Consider the following 23457-nt stretch of genomic DNA (forward strand, 5'->3'; position numbering starts at 1 on the left):
AGCCATTTTTATGATCTTATTTTTTTATTTTAACACACTTTTTTGCACTCCAGTTTCCATATACCTTTTTGCCGTTTACCTTGACATAAGAGCGCATTCTTACATAATAGGTTTTATTTTTTGCCAGTTTTGTATAAGTTGCAGATGTCTTGCCAGAAGAAATATTTTTCTTTACCAGTCCTTTTTTGAAATTAGAACTCGTTGCATACTGTAACTCGTAACCACTGATGCCTTTTACTTTCTTCCATTTTACAACCATCTTTTTGCCAGATGCATTTTTTACGCTGGTAACAGACGGCTTAGCTGGCGCACTTGCGGCATAATCCAAAGTAAAGTTGTAACTGCCGATGCCATACCCTTCCGTACGCTGTGTCACCGCAAGATAATAATTACCTGCTGCAAGTTCAAATGTCTCTGTTGTTTTACGTCCGTCAGAAAGTTCAAAATTATAAACCTGATTATAATTTTTATCATAAAACAGATATTTCAATGTATTATCGGTAGAATTTAACGCATTAAAAATGATTTTGCCCTTTGCCGGCACCTTAAATCTGAAATAATCAATGCTGTCATTCGCTGCCATCACGCCTTTGTACTTCTTTTTCAGATCAATGGCATTTGCAGTATCGATCATATCATTATTTTTTGTCTGTGTCTCTGTAAAACTTTCTTTCAGATTATTCTTCGATACAGTCAAAGTAATATCATCACCAGTAACAATTTTCAAATAATACTGTCCACCAGTCAGATATACGCTCCAGCTAAATGAATTATACGCATCCTTTCTTTGCTAATCCAGCAGATTCTGCATGCTCTTTAAACTGATCAAAAGTGTTGATGTATTATGCAGTAATGCTGATGTAGTCGGCTGTAAAATTCCTGCTACACCTCCAAGGATCAATCCAAGATTGAAACTTACGATAAAGCGGTAATTGCCGCGGATACGTTTCATCAGGCTGTCCGATAATAGTTTTAATGTTACGATCTGGTAAAGATCATCCGAGCCAACCGTGATATCTGCGATCTCTCTTGCGATCTCTGCACCATCACTGATCGCAATACCAACGTTTGCAGCGGAAAGTGCCGGGGAATCATTGATTCCATCACCGATCATGATCACTTTTCTTCCGGCTGCTTTTTCTTTCTCAATAAATCCAGCTTTATCTTCCGGCAGTACTTCGGAATAATACTCGTCCACACCGACACGCTTTGCGATTGCTGCTGCGGTACGTTCGCTGTCTCCTGTCATCATAACAACCTTTGTGATACCGGCACGCTTTAAGGAATTAACAACTGCCTCTGCCTCCTCACGAAGCGGATCTTCGATACAGATCACGCCTGCCAGTTTTCCTTCGATAGCAAGATACAGATGTGAATATTCTTTTGGCAATGAGTCAAACAGATCCTGCTTTTCTTCCGGAATCGTACAGTTTTCATCCTCAAAGACAAAATGGCTGCTTCCGATCACTGCACGTTTTCCATCGATCGTTGTTGATATACCGTGTGCTACGATATACTCCACTTTGGTGTGCATTTCCTCATGCAGCAGATGTTTCTGCTGTGCTGCATCCACAACAGCTTTTGCCATGGAATGAGGAAAATGTTCCTCTAAACATGCTGCGATACGCAGTAACTCATCCGAATCTGCACCGTTAAAGGATACGACGTCAACAACGGTCGGCTGCGCCTTTGTGAGTGTTCCTGTCTTATCAAAAACGATCGTGTCTGCATCCGCAACTGCTTCTAAGTACTTGCCACCCTTGACGGTCACATGATATAGACTTGCCTCACGGATCGCTGACAATACGGAAATTGGCATTGCCAGCTTTAACGCACAGGAAAAATCAACCATCAGTACAGATATTGCCTTATTTACATTTCTGGTCAGAAGATATGTTAATGCTGTACCGCCCAGTGAATATGGCACCAGTTTGTCTGCAAGATGCTCTGCTTTTCCTTCCAGTGCAGATTTTAATTTTTCAGACTCCTCGATCATGGTAACGATCTTCTCAAAACGGCTGGAACCACCGACTTCTTTCACAAGAACTGTAAGTTCTCCTTCTTCTACCACTGTTCCTGCATAAACAGAATTTTCTTTTACCCTCCGGACCGGAACAGATTCTCCGGTTAAGGATGCCTGGTTGACCATCGCCTCACCATCGCTTACCACACCGTCAAATGGGATGACATTTCCCATATGAACCACAACTTCATCTCCCGGACGGATTTCTGAAGTTGTTACGAGTACTTCCTGATCTTCGCGCTTTAACCAGACTTTTCCTACATTTAAGGACATCGTACGCGCCAGATCATCCACGGATTTCTTATGCGTCCACTCTTCTAAGAGTTCTCCTATGCCAAGTAAGAACATAACCGAGCCGGCTGTCTCAATATCATTTCTGAAAACCGATACCCCGATCGCAGTTGCATCGAGTACCGGCACTTCAATCTTCCGGTGCCATAAGCACTGTAAACCTTTCCATATATATTTTACGGATTTGAACGTCGTGACACATGCCCGTACCGGATATGGCAGAAACATTTTACTTGCATAACGGCAGACAACTTTTTCGATCAGTTTCTCCTGATATTTCGCATTTAATTCACGGCCGGAATTTTCGATCACACCTGCTGGAACATCCACTTTTTCATAAGAAAACTGCTGTAATGTACGGATTATCTCTGCACGATCTCCAATATAAGAGATTACCGCATCCCCGGTTCGCTCATAAACTTTTGCAAACGTCACATATTTATTGCTGTGTAAAAAATAAAGAAGCGTATCTGCCTGTCCACAACTCATCCTGTACTGGGACACATGGATACGCATACGCCCTTTGATCTCATGTTTGATGACAAACTTCATATTTCTCACTCCATTTCCAGACTGTCTCTAAAAAAGGAAGCACCTGAGGATTTTCTCCCGGTGCTTCCTGTCGCGGTATAAGTAAGCCACTGCTTTTATATTTTCATCCTCATTTATTTATATGAAGAAATCCTCTCAGGACTACTTGTTTTACACCTTATTCTTCAACAGCTGCCTCGTTCTCTGCTGCACTGTCCTCTGTTTCTGCGGCTTTCTCTGCTTCATCTGCGAAAGCTGCTGCCTCTGCTGCTGCGGCACGCTCCTCGTTGATACTCTTAGCCTCCTCGTAGATATCACCGGCATTCTCCTGAACAGTTGTAACTGTGTTCATTACACACTCCTTTGCACGAAGTACTGCTGCTGTACAGTTTGTGTAAACTTTCTTAGCATCCTTGCTTGAGAGAACTTTGACACCTGCGGTTCCAAATAATACTCCTGCTGCAAAAATACCTGTTTTTTTCCAGTTAATTGCTTTAAAACAATCTAACATCTTATGTACCTCCTGTGGATTAAATTATTTGTATTGGCTGTCATTAACCGACTGCCCTCTCTGTAACATTTTAACGATTATATACCCTCATTTTTCCATTTTCAACTAAAAAACGGCAAATGAGAAATTTTATCATTTGCCGTCTTTTTCATGTTTTATCTTTCATTTTCTATTTTGTATTCAGCGTACGCATGGAGTTTAAAATTGCGATCACAGAAACTCCGACATCTGCGAATACTGCTTCCCACATATTTGCCATACCAAGGGCACCTAATAATAATACCAGGGCCTTGATGGCAAGTGCAAATACAATATTCTGTTTTACAATGCCAAGTGTCTTTCTTGCAATTTTAACGAGTGATGCGATTTTTCGGATATCATCATCCATAAGCACAATATCCGCTGCCTCGATCGCTGCATCCGATCCCATGCTTCCCATGGCAATTCCGATATCTGCCCTCGTGAGTACCGGTGCGTCATTGATACCATCTCCGACGAACGCAAGCCGTTCTTTTTCATTCTGTGAACCTAATAACTTCTCCACTTCTCCAACTTTATCTGCCGGGAGCAGTTCTGCATGCACTTCATCAATGCCAAGTTCTGCTGCAACAGCATCTGCCGCCGCCTGTCTGTCTCCAGTCAGCATTACCGTCTTTTTCACACCGACCTTTTTCATATCAGCGATTGCATTTTTACTGCCTTCTTTGACTGTATCTGAAATTACGATACTTCCGGCAAATACATTGTTACATGCCACATAGACAACTGTTCCGGCAGTCTTGTTTTCCGTGTAGGCGATATTCTGCGCCTCCATCAGTTTTGCATTACCAAGGTATACTTCCCTGCCATCAATAAATGTATGGATACCGTGTCCGGCGATCTCCTCCGTATCTGTAACACGCTCCATGGAAAGCGTTTTTCCGTATGCTTCACGGATCGAGTTTGCAATCGGATGGTTGGAATACCCTTCACCGTAGGCTGCGATCTCCAATAATTCTTCTTTTCCGATCGTGTTATTTTTCTCTGCAGATGGCAGGACTTCAGAAACTTTAAATTCACCTTTTGTCAGCGTACCGGTCTTATCAAAAACGATCGTTGTCATCTCGGCAACTGCCTCTAAATAGTTGCTTCCTTTTACTAAAATACCAATCTTAGAGGAAGCACCAATTCCACCAAAGAAACCAAGCGGAACGGAAATAACAAGTGCACATGGGCAGGAAATAACAAGGAAGATACATGCTCTCTGTATCCAGTCTGCCCAGCCGCCGCCTAAGATCAGCGGAGGTAAGATTGCTAAAATCACTGCACCGATGGTAACAACCGGTGTATAGTATTTTGCAAATCTGGTGATAAAGTTCTCCACTTTTGCTTTTTTGCTGCTTGCATTCTCTACCAGTTCTAAAATACGGGCTACCGTAGAATCTTCGAATGCTTTTGTTACTTTTACTTTGATCGTGCTGCTTCCATTCACACAACCGCTGATGATCTCATCACCGACGGTTGCCCTGCGTGGTACAGATTCACCGGTCAGTGCAGCTGTATCGATCATGGATGTTCCCTCTGTCACGATTCCATCAAGCGGGATACGCTCGCCCGGTTTTACAACAATGATGCTTCCCACTTCCACATCATCCGGATCTACCTGCGTTAACACGCCATCTTCCTCTATATTTGCATACTCCGGACAGATATTCATCATATCAGAAATAGACTGTCTGGATTTGCCGACCGCATAATTCTGGAACAGCTCTCCAACCTGATAAAACAGCATAACTGCAACTGCTTCCGAGTATTCTTTTACACCAAATGCACCAAAGGTTGCGACCATCATCAGGAAGTTTTCATCAAACACCTGTCCGTGACTGATGTTTCTTACCGCCTTAAAGACAATGTCATAACCAATCACCAGATATGGGATCAGATAGATCAGAAATACAAGCCACTGACCCGGTAACTGCTCTAATACTCCGGTATGTTCTAAAACCATTAACACTACAAACAGCACAAATGCAGTGATAATACGGTACAGCATTTTTTTCTGTTTTGATGTCATATCGTTTCCTCTTTTCTACTTTTATTTCATATGTTCATGTATTCATATGTTTTCTTTTTTGTAAGCCCGGTATGCATGTATTTCATACAACGTGCTGCCTGATATCTTTTCTCCTGCGTCTTTTTATTTTGCGCAGATATATGTTCATGTGCAGCACTCCTTTTGCATAACCGGGCTTTTCCTGTATGAGACCGATTGTCACACACAACTATGTTATTGTTTTATTTGGATTTTTCTTACAGTAAGATCTTGCAGTCCGGTTCAACCTTTGCGCAGACTTTTACTACTTCTTTCATGATGTCATCAAATTTGTCATCTACAGCATCTACCATCATTTTCTGTGTCATGAAACTGACACTTGCGTCGTTAACACCTTCGATTTTTTTGATTGCCTCTTCCATTTTTGCTGCGCAGTTTGCACAGTCAAGATCCTCAAGTTTGAATTTCTTTTTCATTACCTCTTCCTCCATTTTCTTTTTAATATGAATTTTGTTTTTACTTACTCTTCGATATGTTCTCTTCCCTGGTCAATGATAGTCCTTACATGTTCATCTGCCAGTGAATAGATCACGGACTTTCCTTCACGTCGTCCGGTCACAAGCTTTGCCTGTTTTAAAATCTTAAGCTGATGTGAAATTGCCGACTGGTTCATGTTCAGCGACTGCGCCAGATCACATACACACATCTCAGACTGAAACAGTACGAACAGAATCCGGATTCTCGTGGAATCTCCGAATACCTTAAACAGTTCGGCAAGATCATATAATTCATCCTCGTCCGGCATCTGTTCACTTGCCGCTTTGATCTTATCTTCATGGACTTCATATGCCTCACAGCATGGTACATCGTTTATTGCCAAATTTTACACCTCCGGTCGTTCACATTATCATTTGAACATATTCTTATCTGTTCATATGTTTATGATAATACCGATATGTGGATTTGTCAAGGGGATAAACGGTAATTTTAAAATATATATAGATTGTATAAAAAATGTACTTATCTTAATATACAAATATAGAAACAGAGCATCGTGTTACTGGGTGTGTTGACCTCTATTCACATGAATGGAGGTGGTGCCAATGAAGAAAAATCATTTTGATTTTCGGGTTTTGATGCAGTTTGGTCTTTTCCTTCTGGCATTGCTGACGTTTATTTTTACGTTCTGCAAATAGCTATTTTTACATAGCAAAAAACCACCCTCGTATACTTGGCGGTTACTGGGTGGCTTTCTACTAATCCATTAATAGATCAACCACTTGTGGGCGATTGCTCCTATTTTTATTCTTAATATAGCACCTCTTAGAAAAAAAATGCAATGCGTTCATTATTGTAAATTATGTTTATATTCTCCGTATCAGAGCCCACATACCCATCATCAGATCTGCCGGGATTATTTTTGCGGCTGCCCGGTGCAGAGTGCAGACGATACCCGGTGTGGATACCGCGAGTCCAAGTTTCGCATCTGATAATGCATGATGTACTACATTTTTCTGACGGGAAGCAAGTGGGAAACTTCGGATGTAAGAACTGTCACTGCTCTTTTTTGCCCTGCCGATAAACTCTGTATCTTTGATCCAGTATGGGCAGACGGCAGTCACACGGATTCCTGTTCCATAAAGTTCTACACGCAGTGCCCTGCTATAACGGTATAAAAATGCTTTTGTTGCCGCATAAACACTAAGATATGGGAAAGGCTGAAACGCTGCTGTCGAGCAGATCTGTAAAATACGTGCCCCACGTTTCATAAAAGGCAGTGTGATCTGCGTCATGGCAACAGCAGCCTTACAGTTCAAATCGATCATGCCATCCACATCGCTTCTTTTGATATCCCGCCAGGAACCGATCTTTCCATACCCTGCCGCATTGACTAATATGCGCACATCCGGCTTCTCCTTCCAGAGCATTGCCTCTATCTCCCGCAGCGTCTCTGGCTTTGTCAGATCCCCGGTAATGATTCTAAGATGTGTCTGACTTTCTTTTTGTAATGCAGTCAGGCGTCCTTTTCTGCGCGCGATCACCCATATTTCACCTAATTTTTCCTTTCTGCTGATCTGTCTTACAAATTCACTGCCAAGTCCGCTTGAAGCTCCTGTTATAATTGCTATTTTCATAGATCATGTTCCTTTCTGCTTTTTCTATTAATTATAACAACATTTTTTCTTCTATACAGCTTTTTTGTTTCATTTTCCAATACATTATGGGCTCCCCGATAAATGCTGGTTTGTGGGTGATATGAGTTTCCTCGTGTAAGGTGGTTCCGGGGGTTTTCGATTGGCAAATTGCATCAAGCCGGGACTCGTTTTGTTCCGTTGTACGAAAATAAGTCAATCTAAGGCTGCCTGGTATAGGTTGTGGCGGAGGGACGTGTGCGTCTTAAACGCCCCGTCCGGGGGCATTAAGACTTGTGCTGCCGTCCGTGGCAGCACAACACTGTGTTACGGACAGGCAGACTAAGATTGCCTAATTTTCTCCCAAAGTCACAAAACGAATCCTGGCTTGATGCGATTTGCCAGCCGCAAGGTTGTGAACCACCCTTAGCCGGGGAACTCATTTTACAACTTTGGCAGGTGTAAATTTTTAGTGTTTTTATGTCTGAATCTGTTAAAAAAAATATTTCCAAATAACTATGTTTAATGGATTATTATTGGTTTGATAATACTGGAAAATTCGCACCTACGCCCCCAGTTTTGAGATGAACCGCCCGCCCAAATGGTGTTCATAACCTGAAGTCTGGCATCTTGCGCAAAGCCGAAGTAATTTTGTGACTTTGGGAGAAAATTAGAAAATCTTAGTGTGTCCGTAGGTATACAGTGATGTTCTGCCACGGATGGCAGAACAAGGCAGCATCGAGTCATGGATGACTCGTTGTTGCCGGTCACGTCACTCCGAGAAAATCTAACTCAGACACACTTAGACTTTTCTTATTTTCGTACAACGGAACCAAAATTAACTCCGGCTTTGCGCAAAATGCCATTCACAGACCTACGACACACCATTTGGACGGGCGACGCATGTCACCCGCAAACCAGCATTTGTAAGATAGATTGAAATCACACTATCAAAAGTTGTTTACACCCCGCACAAAAAATTTTATAATATGCCTGTCCTATAAATTTGAAACGGAGTTATGTATGGAAAAATTACTGGTATTTCATTTAGATGATGATAATTTAAAGAAATTAAAGCAAATAGCAGGGGCTTTGAAAATCCGGATAGAGTTAGTTCCTGCCACTGATTATTTAAAAACATTAGAAATGATCGTAAGTAAGACCTCGTCCCCTCTGTTAAACCTTTTTTCCGGGGAAGTTCCATCAGAAAGCCTGATCGTATTCTGTGATTTTCCAGAGAAGAAGATGGATAAACTTCTGCTTGCGCTCCGCAGAGATCAGGTTACCATTGATTATAAAGCTGTTCTAACCCCGACAAACCGGAAATGGAATGTAATGCGGTTATATCTGGAAATGCAGGCAGAGAAAGCTGCTTACAAAAAAAATAAGGCATAAGTCCGGAAACAAAACTCATTTTTCAGTTTATGAATGCCCTGATAATGGTAGCATTCATAAACTAATGGGTTTCGCATGGCTATGCCTGATGCAAATAATCGCTAATCTTCTTTGATCTGTGCGATCATATCCATGATTTCTTCTCTTGTCTGCAGCCCGACTGCACGGTTCTGGAACAGTCCGTATTTCATGACAACCAGTGTCGGAATGCTCATGATCTGATATTTCAATGCCAGCGCAGCTTCCTCATCAACATTGACCTTGCCGAAGATGACTTTGCCATCTAATTCTTCTGCAAGCGTTTCGATCACCGGAGACTGCATCTTGCACGGTGCACACCACTCTGCCCAGAAATCAAGTACAACCGGGAGTTTCGCACCAAGTACTTCATTTTCAAAATTATCTTTTGTGATTGTGATAACTGCCATTTTCTGTTTTCCTTTTCCTGATGTTTAAATTCACATAATACTGACAATACCCGTATTACAGATTTGGTCAGCCAGACCTTTCCTTTTACTCACGTCCAAACTCAGAAAGAACCAGTCCCTCATTACGGTCAAGCACCATACCGACACTCCAGGAGTTGACAAACAGGAGTAGCGGTCTGCCTTTTAAGTCCTGAATCTTCTTCATGTCCGAAGTTCCGACAAGCCTGTCCATATCAATATCCTCATTCTCGATCCAGCGGATATGCTCATATGGCAGGTTGTCCATACGGATCTCTACATTGTATTCATTTTCCAGACGGTATTTTAAAACATCAAACTGAAGGACACCAACAACGCCGACAATGACTTCCTCCATACCCATATTGTATTCCTGAAAAATCTGGATTGCACCTTCCTGTGCGATCTGCTGCATACCTTTCATGAACTGTTTACGTTTCATGGTATCTACCTGACGCACTCTTGCAAAATGTTCCGGTGCAAAGGTAGGGATTCCTTCAAACTGGAACGGTTTTGCTGTGGTAAGCGTATCTCCGATTGAGAAAATGCCCGGATCGAACACACCAATGATATCCCCTGCATACGCCTCATCTACGATATGACGCTCCTGTGCCATCATCTGCTGCGGCTGTGACAGTTTGATCTTTTTATTGCCTCCCTGTACATGCGTAACCTCCATACCGGCGGTAAATTTTCCGGAACAGATACGCATAAATGCGATACGGTCACGGTGCGCCTTATTCATGTTTGCCTGTATCTTAAATACAAATGCGGAAAAATGCTCATCAAACGGATCGATCTCCCCAATATCAGCCTTACGCGGCAGCGGGGAATATGTCATTTTTAAGAAATGCTGTAAAAATGTCTCCACACCAAAGTTTGTCAGGGCAGATCCGAAAAATACCGGTGAAAGTTCTCCCTTTGTAACAAGATCCATATCAAATTCCGCACTTGCCCCGTCGAGAAGTTCGATCTCCTCCATCAGCTTATCGTATGCGTCCTGTCCGATCTCATCGATCAATGCAGGATCATCTGCTGCAATATGCTTTTCCGTTCCCTCTTTCGTTCCCTTAAGCGTATCCGAAAATGTCATGACCTCTTTTGTGTTGCGGTCATATACACCCTTAAAATTCTTTCCGGAACCGATCGGCCAGTTTACCGGACAGGTTGCGATTCCAAGCTCCTTTTCGATCTCGTCTAACAGATCAAATGTATCGTTCGCATCACGATCCATTTTATTGATAAAGGTAAAGATCGGGATGTGACGCATTACACAGACCTTAAATAATTTTCTCGTCTGTGCCTCGACACCCTTAGATCCATCGATAACCATGACTGCAGAATCCGCAGCCATCAGGGTACGATAGGTATCCTCCGAGAAGTCCTGATGTCCCGGTGTATCCAGAATATTAATGCAGTAACCGCCATAATTGAACTGTAACACAGAAGAAGTAACGGAAATACCTCTCTCCTTCTCGATCTCCATCCAGTCAGATACCGCATGGCGTGCAGTTGCCTTTCCCTTGACAGAACCGGCAAGATTGATCGCTCCTCCATAGAGCAGGAACTTCTCTGTCAGGGTTGTCTTACCTGCATCCGGGTGGGAAATGATTGCAAATGTACGTCTTTTTTCTATCTCTTTTCTTAAATCAGCCAAAACTTTTTTATCCTCCAAAAATCCTTATAAAATCGGGATCGCTTCTCCCGCACATTCCGGCTCTATATCAAAATAAGCAAGAATGGTTGCTGCAATATCCGAAAAGCAGCTTCTGGTTCCGTAATTAACACCCGCTCTGATCGGTTTTCCATACATTACAAGTGGTGTATATTCTCTGGAATGATCGGTTGATGGCGTACTCGGATCACATCCGTGATCTGCCGTGATCATTAAGATATCCTCGTCTCTCATTGCAGCGAGAAGCTCCGGCAGACGCTCATCAAAATAAGTCAGCGCCTTTGCGTAGCCCTCCACGTCATTACGGTGCCCGTAGAGCATATCATAATCTACAAGATTTGTAAAACAAAGTCCCTCAAAATCCTGTTTCATATAATCAATCGTCTTATTGATCCCGTCCTCATTTCCGGTTGTGCGCACATACTCTTTGATACCTTTTTCTGCAAAAATATCAATGATCTTACCCACAGAACGCACGTCATATCCATGTCCGCACAACTGATCTAACATCGTCACCTTTGGCGGCTGCAGGGAAAAATCATGACGTCTTACCGTTCTTGTGAAATTGCCCGGCGTACCGACAAACGGTCTTGCGATCACACGTCCCACACCATTTTCCCCGGTCAATATTTTCCTTGCAATCTTACAGTATTCGTAAAGTGTCTCAACCGGCACGACATCCTCGTGCGCTGCCACCTGAAATACCGAATCCGCAGACGTATATACGATCAGTTTTCCCGTTTTCATGTGTTCTTCGCCGTAATCGCGGATCACATCCGTTCCCGAATACGGTTTGTTGCAAAGCACTCCCCTGCCGGTTCTCTTTGTAAACTCGTCTAAAATTTCCTGTGGAAATCCGTTCGGGTAAGTCGGCAGCGGACTGTTTGAGATGATGCCCGCGATCTCCCAGTGACCGATGGTCGTATCTTTTCCCTTCGATACCTCCGTCATTCTTGCAAAGGAACCGGTGGGATTCTTTTCTTTCTCTCCGATCTTAACTCCATCTATATTAAAAAATCCTAATTTTCTCATGTTTGGCATGGAAAAATACGGACTGGATGCCGCTGCTCTTATGGTATTGCTTCCAGCATCACCGTAATCTGCCGCATCCGGCATTTCTCCAATTCCAACACTGTCAAGTACGATCAAAAATACTCTTTTCATATTAATCTCCATTCTTGCGCTGTTTTTAAGCGCATCACAAGTTTGTGCGAAGCACAAATCTTGCGTGTGAAAAATGTATTTTTCACGCTAAAGTCTCCATTCCTGCATGTGCAAATCCATTTCATGCAATGTACTCTCTTCTATCCTTATTAGGATAAACTGTAACTAAAAAAAAATCAAGTAAAATGCCAAGAAAGAATCCTGCCCGAAGGGCTTTTTGATTCATAGGAAGTAATTTCCTATGAAAAAACAGACGCCCTACTCGGCGTCTGTTACAACGATCGGTGTGATCACGATCTTGTCTGCGGAAATATTGGTTTTCCGTTTTACGATATCCTCCACCTGTGCTCTTTTTGTATCGGTCACTTCTCCCATATTAAGTACTACATCACAGTTATCATCGGTAATGCTGACCACGACATCTGAAAATCCTTTTGCCTCTAAGAGCATTTCTGCTGCGGCTTCTCGCTCCGCGATATCTGTCATTGCCACCATTTTATTCACGGCATCCTGCTTTAAGTTATCTGCAACGGATGTATTGTTTACGATCTCTAATAACGCCTCTTTATTTTTAGACCGGATCTGTTCTCGGTTTAATTTCATTCTTGCTGCATAGTCGAGATTTGCAGTGCCGGTACTTGTGAGAACCGCCTCCCCGGGATTTTCAATCTCCTCTGCATCCTGGGACGTCATGTCTGCCACATCCGCTGCATCTGCACTCACATCTGCTGCATCATTCTGACCGTCTGCCACATTTTCCGCAACACCCTGGCTATCCGCCATAGCTGCATCTGCCGCATCATATGTATCTTCGCCGGTTCCTGCATCCGCGGTCTCCGTTCCATCTACAAGTGCAAGTTCCTCCCCGGTTCCCTCATCCGTAAAAATATCTTCTGCAGCCAGTGGATCTTCATCCGAGATCTCATATTCTGCATTCAGTGCATCTGTACCTGCATTTGCCGCCGTCTCAGCTGCCGTACCGTCATCAATGTGATTGTTCATGTAACTGAAATATCCCGCCACCGCAATCATCAACGCGAGTGCTGTAATAATCAGCTGGTTTTTCTGAAATATCTTTTTCACGTTCCATCCTCCTTCGAACTCATCTTTACTACCTTAATTCTATGTGCTTCCACCTGAAATAATGCCTTTACGGCATCTGAAATATCAGAAACGATCCGCGGGCTGTCTCCCCCTTCTGCCACCACAAGCACCCCCTCGATCTCCGGAAGTATTTCTTTGCTGACATACGGAGCTTTTTCGCCGCCGCTCTCCTCATATACCGTCTCTTCCCCACTTTCCTTTTCCGTCGTCATCTCCATACTCCCGCTGTCCGTATTTGTGACTGTGGATGTATGTTCTGTCTTATCCTTTTCTATGATATCTTCCCCCTGATCTGCCACCGTGACCATGACAGAAACTTTCCCCACTCCTTCCATCTGTCCTAACACCTGTTCTAATTTATGCTCTAAATACTCCGCATAGTCCTTTTTTTCGTATTTCTGTTCCGTTTTCTCCTGCGCGGTGTCCTCTTTTTTATTTTCCGATATATGTACGCCCGTTCCACCGGAAGGCATCGCCACCACAAGAAGAAGCACCCCCACAAGGGCAGCCGCGATCCAGTCTGTCTTTTTTAACTGACGCCACTTTTTCTGCTGTAAAAACTCTTTCAGTCTCTCCGTCATCTTTCACCACCATAGGAAATCTGTATCTGTTCTTCCTCTGCCCCATAATACTGCATAAGTTTCTGTTTCAGCCCGTCAAGCACGACTTTGCTGCCCTGTGCTTTTCCCTGTTCCACAAACATCCCCTCCGTGTCATCCTCCTCTTTTTCCCCCACCGTAAGCACGATTTTTTTCACTTCATAATTTTCCGTCAGCTCCACCGAAGCGCGCTTTCCCGCAAGTCCAAATGGATCTAAATATCCATCCGCCGTACTCAGAACATCCAGTGCCGCCGCATCCTCATATTCTTTCCGGTAATAATCATTCTGCAAAAATTCCATGCGGCTTACGTCCCTGGATGCCTCACTTAAATTTTCCGTAAAAGTCTCATACCGGATTTTATCCAGCAAATCAGCATCATCACCAAAAAGAGAAAAAAACGGCTGCAGGATACCGATCACAAACACCAGTTCCGTAAAAAAATAAATGTATTTTTTTAATCTGCCATTTGGGATCAGCTGCCTTACCACCATAAGCAGCAGAAAAAGTGCAAAAAAATTCTGAATATATTTCACAAACGTGTTCATCCATTTTCCTCTCTGTAAATGAGCTAAGATATCAAAGTCAATATATAAAACCGGAAGATGCGACCGTCAGTGCAATCGTTAAAAAGATCAGCATCACACAATATCCCATCAGCTTTAAATAGAGCATCCCGCCCTGCGCCATCCCCTTTAAACATCCAGCGATCCTCTTATCCGCAACCGGCTCCACCACAGCGGCAGCTACCTTATAAAAAAATACGATACATCCCGCCTGCGCCATCGGCACCGACACTAAAATGACCAGCACGATCAGAGCTGCCGCACCGACACAGTTTTTGATCATGATCCCGGAGCCAAGCAAAAGTTCACTGACTCCATTCACCGCATTGCCGATCCCTGGGATCATTGCCATTGCCCGCCCTGCTGTCCCGTAAAGCAGCCTGTCCTTCGCCGGTGCCACGATCCCCTGCACGACGTTTAACCCCAGCACAATGATCCCGGCAAGCCGGATGATCCACTGGATCAGTCCGCCGATCAGTTCCATCATATTTGCAAATTTTTCCTCCTCGAAAAAATAATTGATAAATACCGTCAATATGTATATGTGGATCATCGGCACCAGAATGGTAAGAAACAGCCACTCGATCAGATATATGATCAGAAATGCCGTCTGGTAAAATCCTGACGCGCTGCCGGCACCCGCGGAAAACACCATCGCAATGCTAAACGTCGGTATAAAGATCCGGAAAAATTCCACACTCTTCTCCAGCACACCGCACACAATGCCACGGAACGTCAGAAATGACTGCATCATCAGCACTGCCAGGACACAGAAAACAAGGATAAAGCAAAGATCCGACACATAAGATGACGCAAACGCACCGGCAAAATTTTTAAGCACGGAAAAACAAACGGCAAGCAGCACCACCTCCACCAGTATTTTGCCGTTTTCGCGGACCGACTCACATAATTGGCTGACCAGCCAGGGGCCAAGCTGCTGATATACCGTTCCCGGATTTTCCTGATGCAGCAATTCTTCCACAAGCTCTGAGAATGTGATCCCACCATCCCCTGCATCCTGCCCCATAAAATGATCCAGTTTCGAGAAGTCCAGTTCCCCTGTCATCTCGTCCAGATAATCCGTTTTATCATTCTGCGCATTTTTTCCCGCAGCAAAAACCGGTACTGCTGCTGTCATGCACAATATCAGAATACATGCCACGCACACAACCCACTTTTTCTTCATAAAAAACTCCCGACAGTCTCTAAAAATACGGTTAAAACCGGGATACTTAAGACTAAAATCGACAGTTTTGCAAACAGTTCGATCTGATTTCCAACCGCCGCATATCCGGCATCTTTGCAAATATTCATTGCAAACTCCGCCACATAGGTGATCCCGACCATTTTTAAGATCAGTGTGATATACGTCTGATCCACCGCAGCAAACGACTGCATTTTTTTTGCAAAGTCAATGACCGTTTCCACCTTTCCAATAATATAGATAAAAATGCAGATGCAGACCGCCATACTGATAAACATACTGTATTCACTTTTTTCTTTCTGCAGTAACACAGCCAGAAGAACGCCTGCGATACCAAGAACCGATATTCTTAAAATGTCCATTTCACGCCTCATTTTTGCCCTGTTTTTACCTGTTTGCATACCATCCCTCTGCCCCGTGATGTTTTCATCCCGGTAATTTTTATAGTGCAAACAGCGACTGCATGGTCTCAAACAATTCATAAATATATGGAACGATCCAGAAGAGGACGATCAAAAGTCCTGCAAGACTTGTCAGAAACGCATGTTCCTCTCTTCCGCTGTGTTTTAACACCTGACTGATGACCGTGACTAAAATCCCGACCGCTGCAATTTTAAATATCAAATTAACACTCATCCGTAATCCAATTCCCCTCTCCTGACTGCCTGATATACCTGTTTTTCCCATGCTATATCAAAAGTATCACCAACATCATCCCCCCAATTACACTGACGGTCCCCGCCACTTTCTGCTTTTCTCTCTGCTCTTTCCGCTCCTGTCCGATCACAAAATCAAGTCTCTCTAAATAAAAAGAAAGCATTTTCTCGTTCTCTTTGATATTTCTGCCAAAAAAAGCGGTACCTGCATTTGCGGTAATTTCAAGTTCCGCCGCGTGAAGCCCCAGTTCTTTCTGGTTTTTCCAAAATGCCTCCCGCCAGATCTCACTTCCGCTTCCCTCTTTTTTCGCGGCAAGACTTTCTGCGATCTCCCTGCATACCTTTTGCAGCGCGGCATCTTTTGTCAGTCCCGGTTTATCCAGAATATGCTCCATCGGGAGCAATGCAAGTGCCTCCTCCCCGGAAATATTTAACAGAAGCTGCCGGATCTCGTACAGCCTTTGCAGATGCTGTCTGATCTCACCTATCATGCTTACGGCAAGTCCGACTCCGGAACCCGCAACTAAAATACCACCTATCAGTTTCAGCATAATCTTTCTCTTTTCCCGTTAAAGACCTGAAACTCCCGTTCTCCGGACCGGCTGCGCCGGATCAGAATAAACCGCTCAAAAATTCCTTTCTTTATTCCTTGTCTCAGATAAGGCTTTTCCCATAATTCTTCCACCGTGTCCGCATGCACTGTGCCAAGAATATGCACTCCCGAATATGCTGCCTGTTCGACCGCTTCAAAATCCTTTTTCCCACCAAGTTCGTCCACTGCTATGATCTGTGGGGACATGGAACGCAGCATGAGTATCATTCCATCCGATTTTTCACATCCGGACAAAACATCTGTCCGCATTCCCATATCATTCTGCGGAATGCCCAAATGACAGGCTGCGATCTCTGACCTCTCATCCAGCACACAGATTTTCATGCCATCCCATCCCTCTTTCCCGTTTGAAAGACTGCGGATACAGTCACGCAGACAGGTTGTTTTTCCAGCTCCCGGTTTTGATACCAGCAATGTATTATAGATACTGTTTCCGTTTTTCAGATAGGGCAGAATTTCTTTTGCGCATCCTTTTTTTTCATGTGCCACACGAATATTCATAAAGCTGACATATTTTATCCCTGCAATCCCTTCCCTGTCTTTTGCGATTTCCCCTGCAATTCCGATCCTGTGTCCCCCCTCGATCGTAATATAGCCCTGCCGCAATTCCTCCTGATATGCATACAGAGAATACTCACTGATATAGCTTAACATCTCTGCAATATCAGCACCTGTTATCTTATCATCTGCATTTGTCAGACAGCGTGTTTCATCTGCATATTCAAGCTCGATTGGCTGATTTACCCGGATACGAATTTCTTCAAGTCCGTCCATCCACCCATCATCCTTTATTTTTTCTCTGATATGTACCGGAAACAAAACTTTCAGATTTTCCATATGCCTCCCCCCGTTTCTTTTAATTCATTCTATGAGACAGGCTTATTTTTATGCATAAAAAAAGAACTATAGAACATTCGCCTATAGTTCTTCTTCCTGTATGGTTATTTATAAATAATTTTTAATACCAGCTTGCATCCCGGATTTCAAGACACTCTGACACTTTTGTTTTTTCATTGTAACAGTACACATAAACATAACCGCTGTTATTTGTTAAACTGATCTTTTTAGAATAACTGGTTTTATTCATTCTTTCTGTTGTATAAGATCCACTCTTTTTCTGTACATATACTTTCGTGATCTTCCAGCCTTTGTTCATTTTAATGGTCAGCTTCTGGTTTTTATAATTCTTGTTCGTCTTAAACACATCTGTTTTGCTGAATTTTGATGTAAGATTGGTTTTTCCAAGTTTAAAAGATGAACATGGATTGGTGTACTTCTTAACCGACAATGTAGCTTTCAGGTTTACGCCCTTAACCTTACAGGTAATGGTTGCTTTTTTAATTGCCTTCTTACCAAATTCTGCACGAATATAACCGTTTTTTGCATAAACCTTAACATCTTTACTACTGCTCTTTAACTTTTTAATCTGTGATGCCTTGTTGCAGCCCATGATAGTAATTAGTGTATAGTATCCTGTATAACCATCCCCTGGTTTATAAGTAAATACCATATTTTTGTTACTATCAATAATATAAACCTTACTGCTCGCTGCCTGTACCTCGACAGTTCCCTGCGGTGCTGCTGCACCGGCTGTAACAAACATCACAACTGCAAGTGCAAATGCAATTACTTTCTTACTTAACTTTCTCATAAATCCTCCTTGTTTTCCGAAGGAAAATGCGAGCTCATTGACGAGCAGGGGTTTTTCCTCCTTGTTTTATTTCTTTTACTTTTTAAAATAGTATACCATATTTTCTTTTGGCAGGGAATAGGACCTTTTTCCTACATACGCTCCGGTGCAGAGAATCCAAGCAGATCAATACTTGTCTCAAGCACAGACTTTGTCAGTTCTAACACACGGATATAGGATTTCTGAACCATTTCATCTTCCTCTGACATGATCTTTGTCTCATGATAAAAACTGTTAAATGCATTAGCAAGATCATAAATATAGGAGCAGATCTTATGTGGTGCCGTATCCACAAATGCACTTTCGATCACTGCATTAAATTTAGCAAGTTCTAACATCAGATTTTTCTCACTCTCAGAATGTGCCGCCGTGATCACAGCGTCTTTGGCGCTCTTTCCTAAATCATGATATTTGTGCAGAATGGATTTGATACGAACGATCGTATACAGGATATATGGTCCGGTATTTCCCTCAAAGGAGGTGAACCGGTCAATATCAAAAATATAATCTTTGCCTGCCTGATTGGAAAGATCTCCATATTTGATTGCTGCAAGTGCAACCGTCTTTGCGGTCTCCTTTGCCTCTTCCTCACTGATTCCAAGATTTTCTTTGGATTTCTGGTTCTCGGTAATCTTCTTCAACATTTCATTGTCGATCTCAGATACCAGATATTCCAGACGCATAACACCGCCATCTCTGGTCTTAAACGGCTTTCCGTCTTTGCCATTCATGGTACCGAATCCTAAGAATTTTAACTCTGTCTCAGGTTTTACCAGTCCGGTCTTTCTTGCGCAGCGGAATACCTGTACGAAATGAAGTTCCTGTCTCTTATCTACCACATAAATGATCTCGTCCGGGTCATAATCTTCCTCACGCCATACGATCGTTGCAAGATCGGTCGTATTGTAGAGGGATGCACCGTCTGATTTTAAGATCATACAAGGCGGGATCTCTTTCGTATCGGTGTCTTCTTTTACATCGACGACCAGTGCTCCGTCACTGACATAGGCAAAGCCGTCATCTTTCATTTTCTGCACCATTGCCGGAATATAAGGCTGCGCATCAGACTCACCTTTCCAGAGTTCAAAAGATACGTTCAAGTTCTCATAGTTTTTCTTTAAGTCTGTCACAGACACGTTTAAGATATGGGAAAGTAATGCCTGATAGCCCTTTCTTCCATTCTGCAGCTCATAAGTTGCCTGCATGGCTGCCTCTTTGTATGCCTCATCCTCTTTTGACTTTTTACTTGCGGTCGGATAGATCTCCTCCAATTCAGAAATCGTAAACGGTGCTTCTTTCGGATATTCCCCCTCAAAGTTTTCATCGAAGTAGACAAGATCCGGCTGGCGCAGCTTTAACTCGGTGATGATCAGTCCCATCTGCAGTCCCCAGTCTCCTAAATGTACGTCTCCGATCACCTTATGTCCGACAAATTTACCAATTCTTTTGATGCTCTCTCCGATGATCGCGGAACGTAAATGACCGACATGCAATGGTTTTGCCACGTTCGGTCCGCCGTAATCGATCATGATGGTCTTTGGATTTTCTGCTTTTTCACATCCAAAACGTCCCTCATCTGCCTGCATGTCTGCCACATAGGATGCTAAAAATGTCTCATCCAGTTTTAAATTTAAGAATCCCGGTTTTACGGATTCTGCCATGGAAAACATGGATGTCTCTGCAAGTTTTGCTGCAACCTCATCTGCGATCATAAACGGTGCTTTTTTGTACTCTTTTGCAGCTGCCATTGCGCCGTTGCACTGATATTCACAAAGATCCGGTCTGTTAGATAAAGTAACCTTTCCATATTTTGCATCATAACCACAGTCTGTGAATGCTTTGGTCACTTCATCCGTAATCAAATCTAAGATTTTCTTCATTGTATTTTCCTTTCCAAAGTATTTCTGTCTAAATTAGTCCTTTTCTCGTCTATTATATCATAATTTAACTATTTCTCAAGCAAAACCCTTACCGCAATTCCTTGTTTTATGAAAGTACTTTCCATTTGCCCCGATTCTTTTGACTAGTTCTGTTTCACTTTCTATAATAATCCTATCATAAACAAATGATACAGAAAGGAAATTATCACATGAACATTTATAAGGAAAAAGACTATGCCGCCGTAAGCCGCCGAGCTGCAAATATCATTTCCGCACAGATCATCCAGAAACCAGACAGCGTCCTTGGGCTGGCAACCGGTTCTTCACCGATTGGTACTTATGATCAGCTCATTGAATGGTATCAAAAGGGGGATCTTGACTTTTCAAAAGTATCAACCATAAATCTTGACGAATATTTAGGACTTGCTGCCAACGATCCGAACAGTTACCACTATTTTATGAATAAACATCTGTTCTCTAAAGTCAACATTAATGCAGAAAAGGTTCATCTGCCAGATGGAACCGCTTTGGATATCGAGACTGAATGTAACACTTATGATTCCATGATAGGATCTTTAGGCGGCATTGACTTACAGCTTCTTGGGCTCGGTCATAATGGACACATCGGTTTTAACGAGCCGTCCGATTCCTATACCGCAGGCACACATCTCGTTCACTTATCCCAAAACACCATTGAGGCAAATGCAAGATTATTTTCCAGCATTAATGACGTTCCCCGCAAGGCAATCACAATGGGAATCAGAAGTATCATGTTTGCAAAACGCATCCTTTTAGTTGTAAGTGGTGCTGATAAAGCCGACGCACTTTACAAGACAATCTATGGTCCGATCACACCACAGGTTCCGGCTTCCATCTTACAGCTCCATCCAAATGTTTCCATCGTTGCAGATGAAGCAGCTCTTAGATAACGATAAATTCTTACAAAACATAATCGCGTGAGCCAAAACTCATTATTTCGGCTCACGCGATTAATTCATGACAATAGAATGTTCGCAGAGCGTGCATTCTATTGTTTTATGCTACAGAATATTCTGTTGTATACAATAATATACTGCTCCAATCAAGCCTGCATCATTTCCAAGTTCAGCCGCCTTTAGTTCAAGATGCTTCACAAAATGAGGCATACATCTTGCCATCACTTTTTCCCTCAGACGGTCAATAAACAGCTCCTTTTGTGCCGAGACTCCCCCACCAATCAAAATCAGTTCGGGATTAAAGATATGAACCAGTCCGACCAGACCGGAGGCAATGTCATCGATCCAGGAATCAAGCAGTTCCAACATTGCAGTGCTGCCCTTTTCTGCTTCCGAAAAAATAAATCTTCCGTCCAGTTCCTGTTCTTCCGGAAGTATTATCTTCCCGCAGGATGCCGCATCTCTGACTCTGCGAATCAGAGCAGTGGTTGAACCATAATGCTCCATACAGCCATGATTGCCACACGAACACAGCTCACCATCACTGTTTATCACAATATGTCCGATCTCACCGGCAAGACCATTTGCGCCCAGAAGGATCTTAGAATCTACAATGATTCCACCTCCAACACCAGTCCCAACCGTCATTACAATAACATTCCGACGGTCTGCTGCAGCTCCGATCCACATTTCTCCAAGAGCCGCCGCATTGGCATCGTTCAATACCGTCGTCGGGAGATGAAACATTTTTTCCATCTCCTCTTTGATCCGGCTTCCTTCCCAGTTTTGAATATGCCCTGCTGATCCGATGACAACACCATTTACCGTATCAATGCCGCCGGTAGCCGACACACCAATTCCCGCCAGCTCCTGTTCCGTCACCTCGTGTTCCGCAAGAAACAATTTCATACTTTTTAAAACTGTCTTAAGAATCGGTGTCTCATACCTGTCAAATGCAACATCGTAAGCCTCACTATACCGGATTACACCCTGTTCATCTACAAGCCCAAGTTTTACGGATGTACCACCTATATCCACACCCAAATATGTTTTTCCGTTACTCATTCCGGATTTTCTCCTTTTTTACATCTTCCATTGCACCCTTATGTTTTCCTTGTATGGCAGATAAAGTCTCTTTATATTTCTGTGCCTTAAAATACGAATCATTTGCAAAATAATACGAATACAAAATATCGATCATGACCAGAATCGAAAACTGTGGTGAAATTTTCGTACCTGTATCCAGGTTTTTCAGATAGGCAACCCTTAACACTTCATCACATCTTGCCGCCGTCTCCGGTGCCGGATTCGCAGTGATAAAGATTACTTTTGCATTTCTGCTTTTTGCGATGCGGATACTTTCCACAATCTCTCTCGTCGTTCCACTGAGAGAAATTGCAATGACAAGCATCCTCTCCTCAACCAGTGCTGCACTCATCTGTATCATCTGTGAATCTGTTACCGCAGTCACATCCAGTCCGATCCTCATAAAACGGAGCTGAAATTCCTCTGCGACATTGCCGGAACTTCCCATTCCATAGACAAACACACGCCGGCTTACATTTAACAGTCCGGCAATCCGGCGGATCTGGTTCTCATCAAGCAATTTAAAATTTTCCTGCAGCAGCTTCTGATAACTGCTCTGTACCTTCTTGGTAAACAGACTGATATCTTTCTCACTGACTGTTCCATTTTTTTCCTCTTTTAAGTCCTTTTCGTATGCAAAAATAAATTCACGGTATCCCTTAAATCCACATTTTTTTGCAAAGCGTGACAATGTTGCCTCGGATACATAGAGCAGTGCTGATATCCGCTTGGATGAAAAATCTGTCAGCTCCTCATTATTTAGAAAATAATTGGCAATCGTGTGCTCTACCTGCGTCATATCCGACTGCGCAGCCTCAATCTGGCCTTTCGTCTCATTCTGGTTAAAAATTATATATCTGCTATTCTTCAAGGTTCCATCACCTGTTCCTGTTTTATTACAATAATGTTCCCATTATATTCTTT

The 23457-nt window shown here is 43.0% G+C and carries 24 protein-coding genes; 2 read left to right on the forward strand and 22 right to left on the reverse strand.

Features of this window, described 5'->3' with window-relative positions:
• Positions 1-16: 16 nt before the first annotated feature.
• From DW650_RS02125 to DW650_RS02155, 7 genes are all read right to left on the reverse strand, one after another.
• Entirely contained in the window at positions 17-727 is a 711-nt protein-coding gene (locus DW650_RS02125; protein WP_118208950.1) for a fibronectin type III domain-containing protein, read from the reverse strand.
• 63 nt (positions 728-790) lie between these two features.
• Positions 791-2866, reverse strand: a complete 2076-nt coding sequence (locus tag DW650_RS02130) for a heavy metal translocating P-type ATPase (protein WP_118208951.1) — start codon at positions 2864-2866, stop codon at positions 791-793.
• A gap of 157 nt (positions 2867-3023) precedes the next feature.
• A complete protein-coding gene (locus DW650_RS02135; protein WP_117922633.1) occupies positions 3024-3356 on the reverse strand; it encodes a DUF6110 family protein in 333 nt (110 codons plus the stop codon).
• Between the two features lie 169 nt (positions 3357-3525).
• The gene (locus DW650_RS02140) at positions 3526-5409 is read right to left on the reverse strand and encodes a heavy metal translocating P-type ATPase (protein WP_118208952.1); all 1884 of its coding nucleotides are present in this window, start codon (positions 5407-5409) and stop codon (positions 3526-3528) included.
• A 236-nt stretch (positions 5410-5645) separates the two neighbouring features.
• Positions 5646-5864, reverse strand: coding sequence for a cation transporter (locus DW650_RS02145; protein ID WP_117922635.1), 219 nt, complete (start codon positions 5862-5864; stop codon positions 5646-5648).
• Between the two features lie 44 nt (positions 5865-5908).
• Entirely contained in the window at positions 5909-6268 is a 360-nt protein-coding gene (locus DW650_RS02150; protein WP_117922636.1) for an ArsR/SmtB family transcription factor, read from the reverse strand.
• A 484-nt stretch (positions 6269-6752) separates the two neighbouring features.
• Positions 6753-7523 (reverse strand): SDR family NAD(P)-dependent oxidoreductase, encoded by a 771-nt coding sequence (locus DW650_RS02155; RefSeq protein ID WP_118208953.1) that lies wholly within the window; start codon positions 7521-7523, stop codon positions 6753-6755.
• A 1020-nt stretch (positions 7524-8543) separates the two neighbouring features.
• Here DW650_RS02155 and DW650_RS02160 point away from each other — a divergent pair.
• Complete coding sequence (locus DW650_RS02160; RefSeq protein WP_118208954.1) at positions 8544-8915, forward strand: DUF3783 domain-containing protein; 372 nt, start codon at positions 8544-8546, stop codon at positions 8913-8915.
• A 101-nt stretch (positions 8916-9016) separates the two neighbouring features.
• On the opposite strand, the gene trxA is transcribed toward DW650_RS02160, so the two are convergent.
• From trxA to argS, 13 genes are all read right to left on the reverse strand, one after another.
• On the reverse strand, positions 9017-9343 hold the full coding sequence (trxA, locus tag DW650_RS02165) for a thioredoxin (RefSeq protein WP_118208955.1): 327 nt from the start codon (positions 9341-9343) through the stop codon (positions 9017-9019).
• Positions 9344-9428: 85 nt separating this feature from the next.
• A complete protein-coding gene (locus DW650_RS02170) occupies positions 9429-11018 on the reverse strand; it encodes a peptide chain release factor 3 (RefSeq protein WP_118209040.1) in 1590 nt (529 codons plus the stop codon).
• 24 nt (positions 11019-11042) lie between these two features.
• Positions 11043-12200 (reverse strand): phosphopentomutase, encoded by a 1158-nt coding sequence (locus DW650_RS02175; RefSeq protein ID WP_118208956.1) that lies wholly within the window; start codon positions 12198-12200, stop codon positions 11043-11045.
• A 258-nt stretch (positions 12201-12458) separates the two neighbouring features.
• Positions 12459-13283, reverse strand: a complete 825-nt coding sequence (locus DW650_RS02180) for a SpoIIIAH-like family protein (RefSeq protein WP_118208957.1) — start codon at positions 13281-13283, stop codon at positions 12459-12461.
• A complete protein-coding gene (locus tag DW650_RS02185; protein ID WP_117919272.1) occupies positions 13280-13885 on the reverse strand; it encodes a stage III sporulation protein AG in 606 nt (201 codons plus the stop codon). The genes DW650_RS02180 and DW650_RS02185 overlap by 4 nt, the downstream gene beginning before the upstream one ends.
• A complete protein-coding gene (locus DW650_RS02190; RefSeq protein ID WP_118208958.1) occupies positions 13882-14451 on the reverse strand; it encodes a stage III sporulation protein AF in 570 nt (189 codons plus the stop codon). The genes DW650_RS02185 and DW650_RS02190 overlap by 4 nt, the downstream gene beginning before the upstream one ends.
• Before the next feature lie 37 nt (positions 14452-14488).
• Entirely contained in the window at positions 14489-15655 is a 1167-nt protein-coding gene (locus tag DW650_RS02195; RefSeq protein ID WP_118208959.1) for a stage III sporulation protein AE, read from the reverse strand.
• Positions 15652-16035 carry a stage III sporulation protein AD gene (gene spoIIIAD / locus DW650_RS02200; RefSeq protein ID WP_186899561.1) on the reverse strand — a complete coding sequence of 128 codons (384 nt, stop codon included), beginning with the start codon at positions 16033-16035 and terminating at the stop codon, positions 15652-15654. Before spoIIIAD ends, DW650_RS02195 begins: the two co-directional genes overlap by 4 nt.
• Before the next feature lie 79 nt (positions 16036-16114).
• Positions 16115-16309: a stage III sporulation protein AC gene (gene spoIIIAC / locus DW650_RS02205; RefSeq protein WP_006857619.1), complete on the reverse strand. Its 195-nt coding sequence runs from the start codon at positions 16307-16309 to the stop codon at positions 16115-16117.
• 52 nt (positions 16310-16361) lie between these two features.
• Complete coding sequence (locus DW650_RS02210; RefSeq protein ID WP_118208960.1) at positions 16362-16880, reverse strand: stage III sporulation protein AB; 519 nt, start codon at positions 16878-16880, stop codon at positions 16362-16364.
• Entirely contained in the window at positions 16874-17779 is a 906-nt protein-coding gene (spoIIIAA, locus tag DW650_RS02215) for a stage III sporulation protein AA (protein ID WP_117919265.1), read from the reverse strand. The genes DW650_RS02210 and spoIIIAA overlap by 7 nt, the downstream gene beginning before the upstream one ends.
• A gap of 121 nt (positions 17780-17900) precedes the next feature.
• Complete coding sequence (locus DW650_RS02220) at positions 17901-18593, reverse strand: hypothetical protein (RefSeq protein WP_117919263.1); 693 nt, start codon at positions 18591-18593, stop codon at positions 17901-17903.
• A 131-nt stretch (positions 18594-18724) separates the two neighbouring features.
• Positions 18725-20512 (reverse strand): arginine--tRNA ligase, encoded by a 1788-nt coding sequence (gene argS, locus DW650_RS02225; protein ID WP_117919260.1) that lies wholly within the window; start codon positions 20510-20512, stop codon positions 18725-18727.
• Positions 20513-20721: 209 nt separating this feature from the next.
• Between argS and nagB the strand changes: the two genes are divergently transcribed.
• Positions 20722-21441, forward strand: coding sequence for a glucosamine-6-phosphate deaminase (gene nagB / locus DW650_RS02230; RefSeq protein ID WP_117919258.1), 720 nt, complete (start codon positions 20722-20724; stop codon positions 21439-21441).
• 111 nt (positions 21442-21552) lie between these two features.
• Here nagB and DW650_RS02235 read toward each other — a convergent pair whose 3' ends face one another.
• Both DW650_RS02235 and DW650_RS02240 read right to left on the reverse strand, forming a co-directional pair.
• Complete coding sequence (locus DW650_RS02235) at positions 21553-22512, reverse strand: ROK family protein (protein WP_117919256.1); 960 nt, start codon at positions 22510-22512, stop codon at positions 21553-21555.
• Positions 22505-23404: a MurR/RpiR family transcriptional regulator gene (locus DW650_RS02240; protein ID WP_117919254.1), complete on the reverse strand. Its 900-nt coding sequence runs from the start codon at positions 23402-23404 to the stop codon at positions 22505-22507. The genes DW650_RS02235 and DW650_RS02240 overlap by 8 nt, the downstream gene beginning before the upstream one ends.
• Positions 23405-23457: the final 53 nt, after the last annotated feature.

It is taken from the genome of Roseburia sp. AM23-20 (assembly GCF_003470905.1).
Lineage (GTDB): Bacteria > Bacillota > Clostridia > Lachnospirales > Lachnospiraceae > Roseburia > Roseburia rectibacter.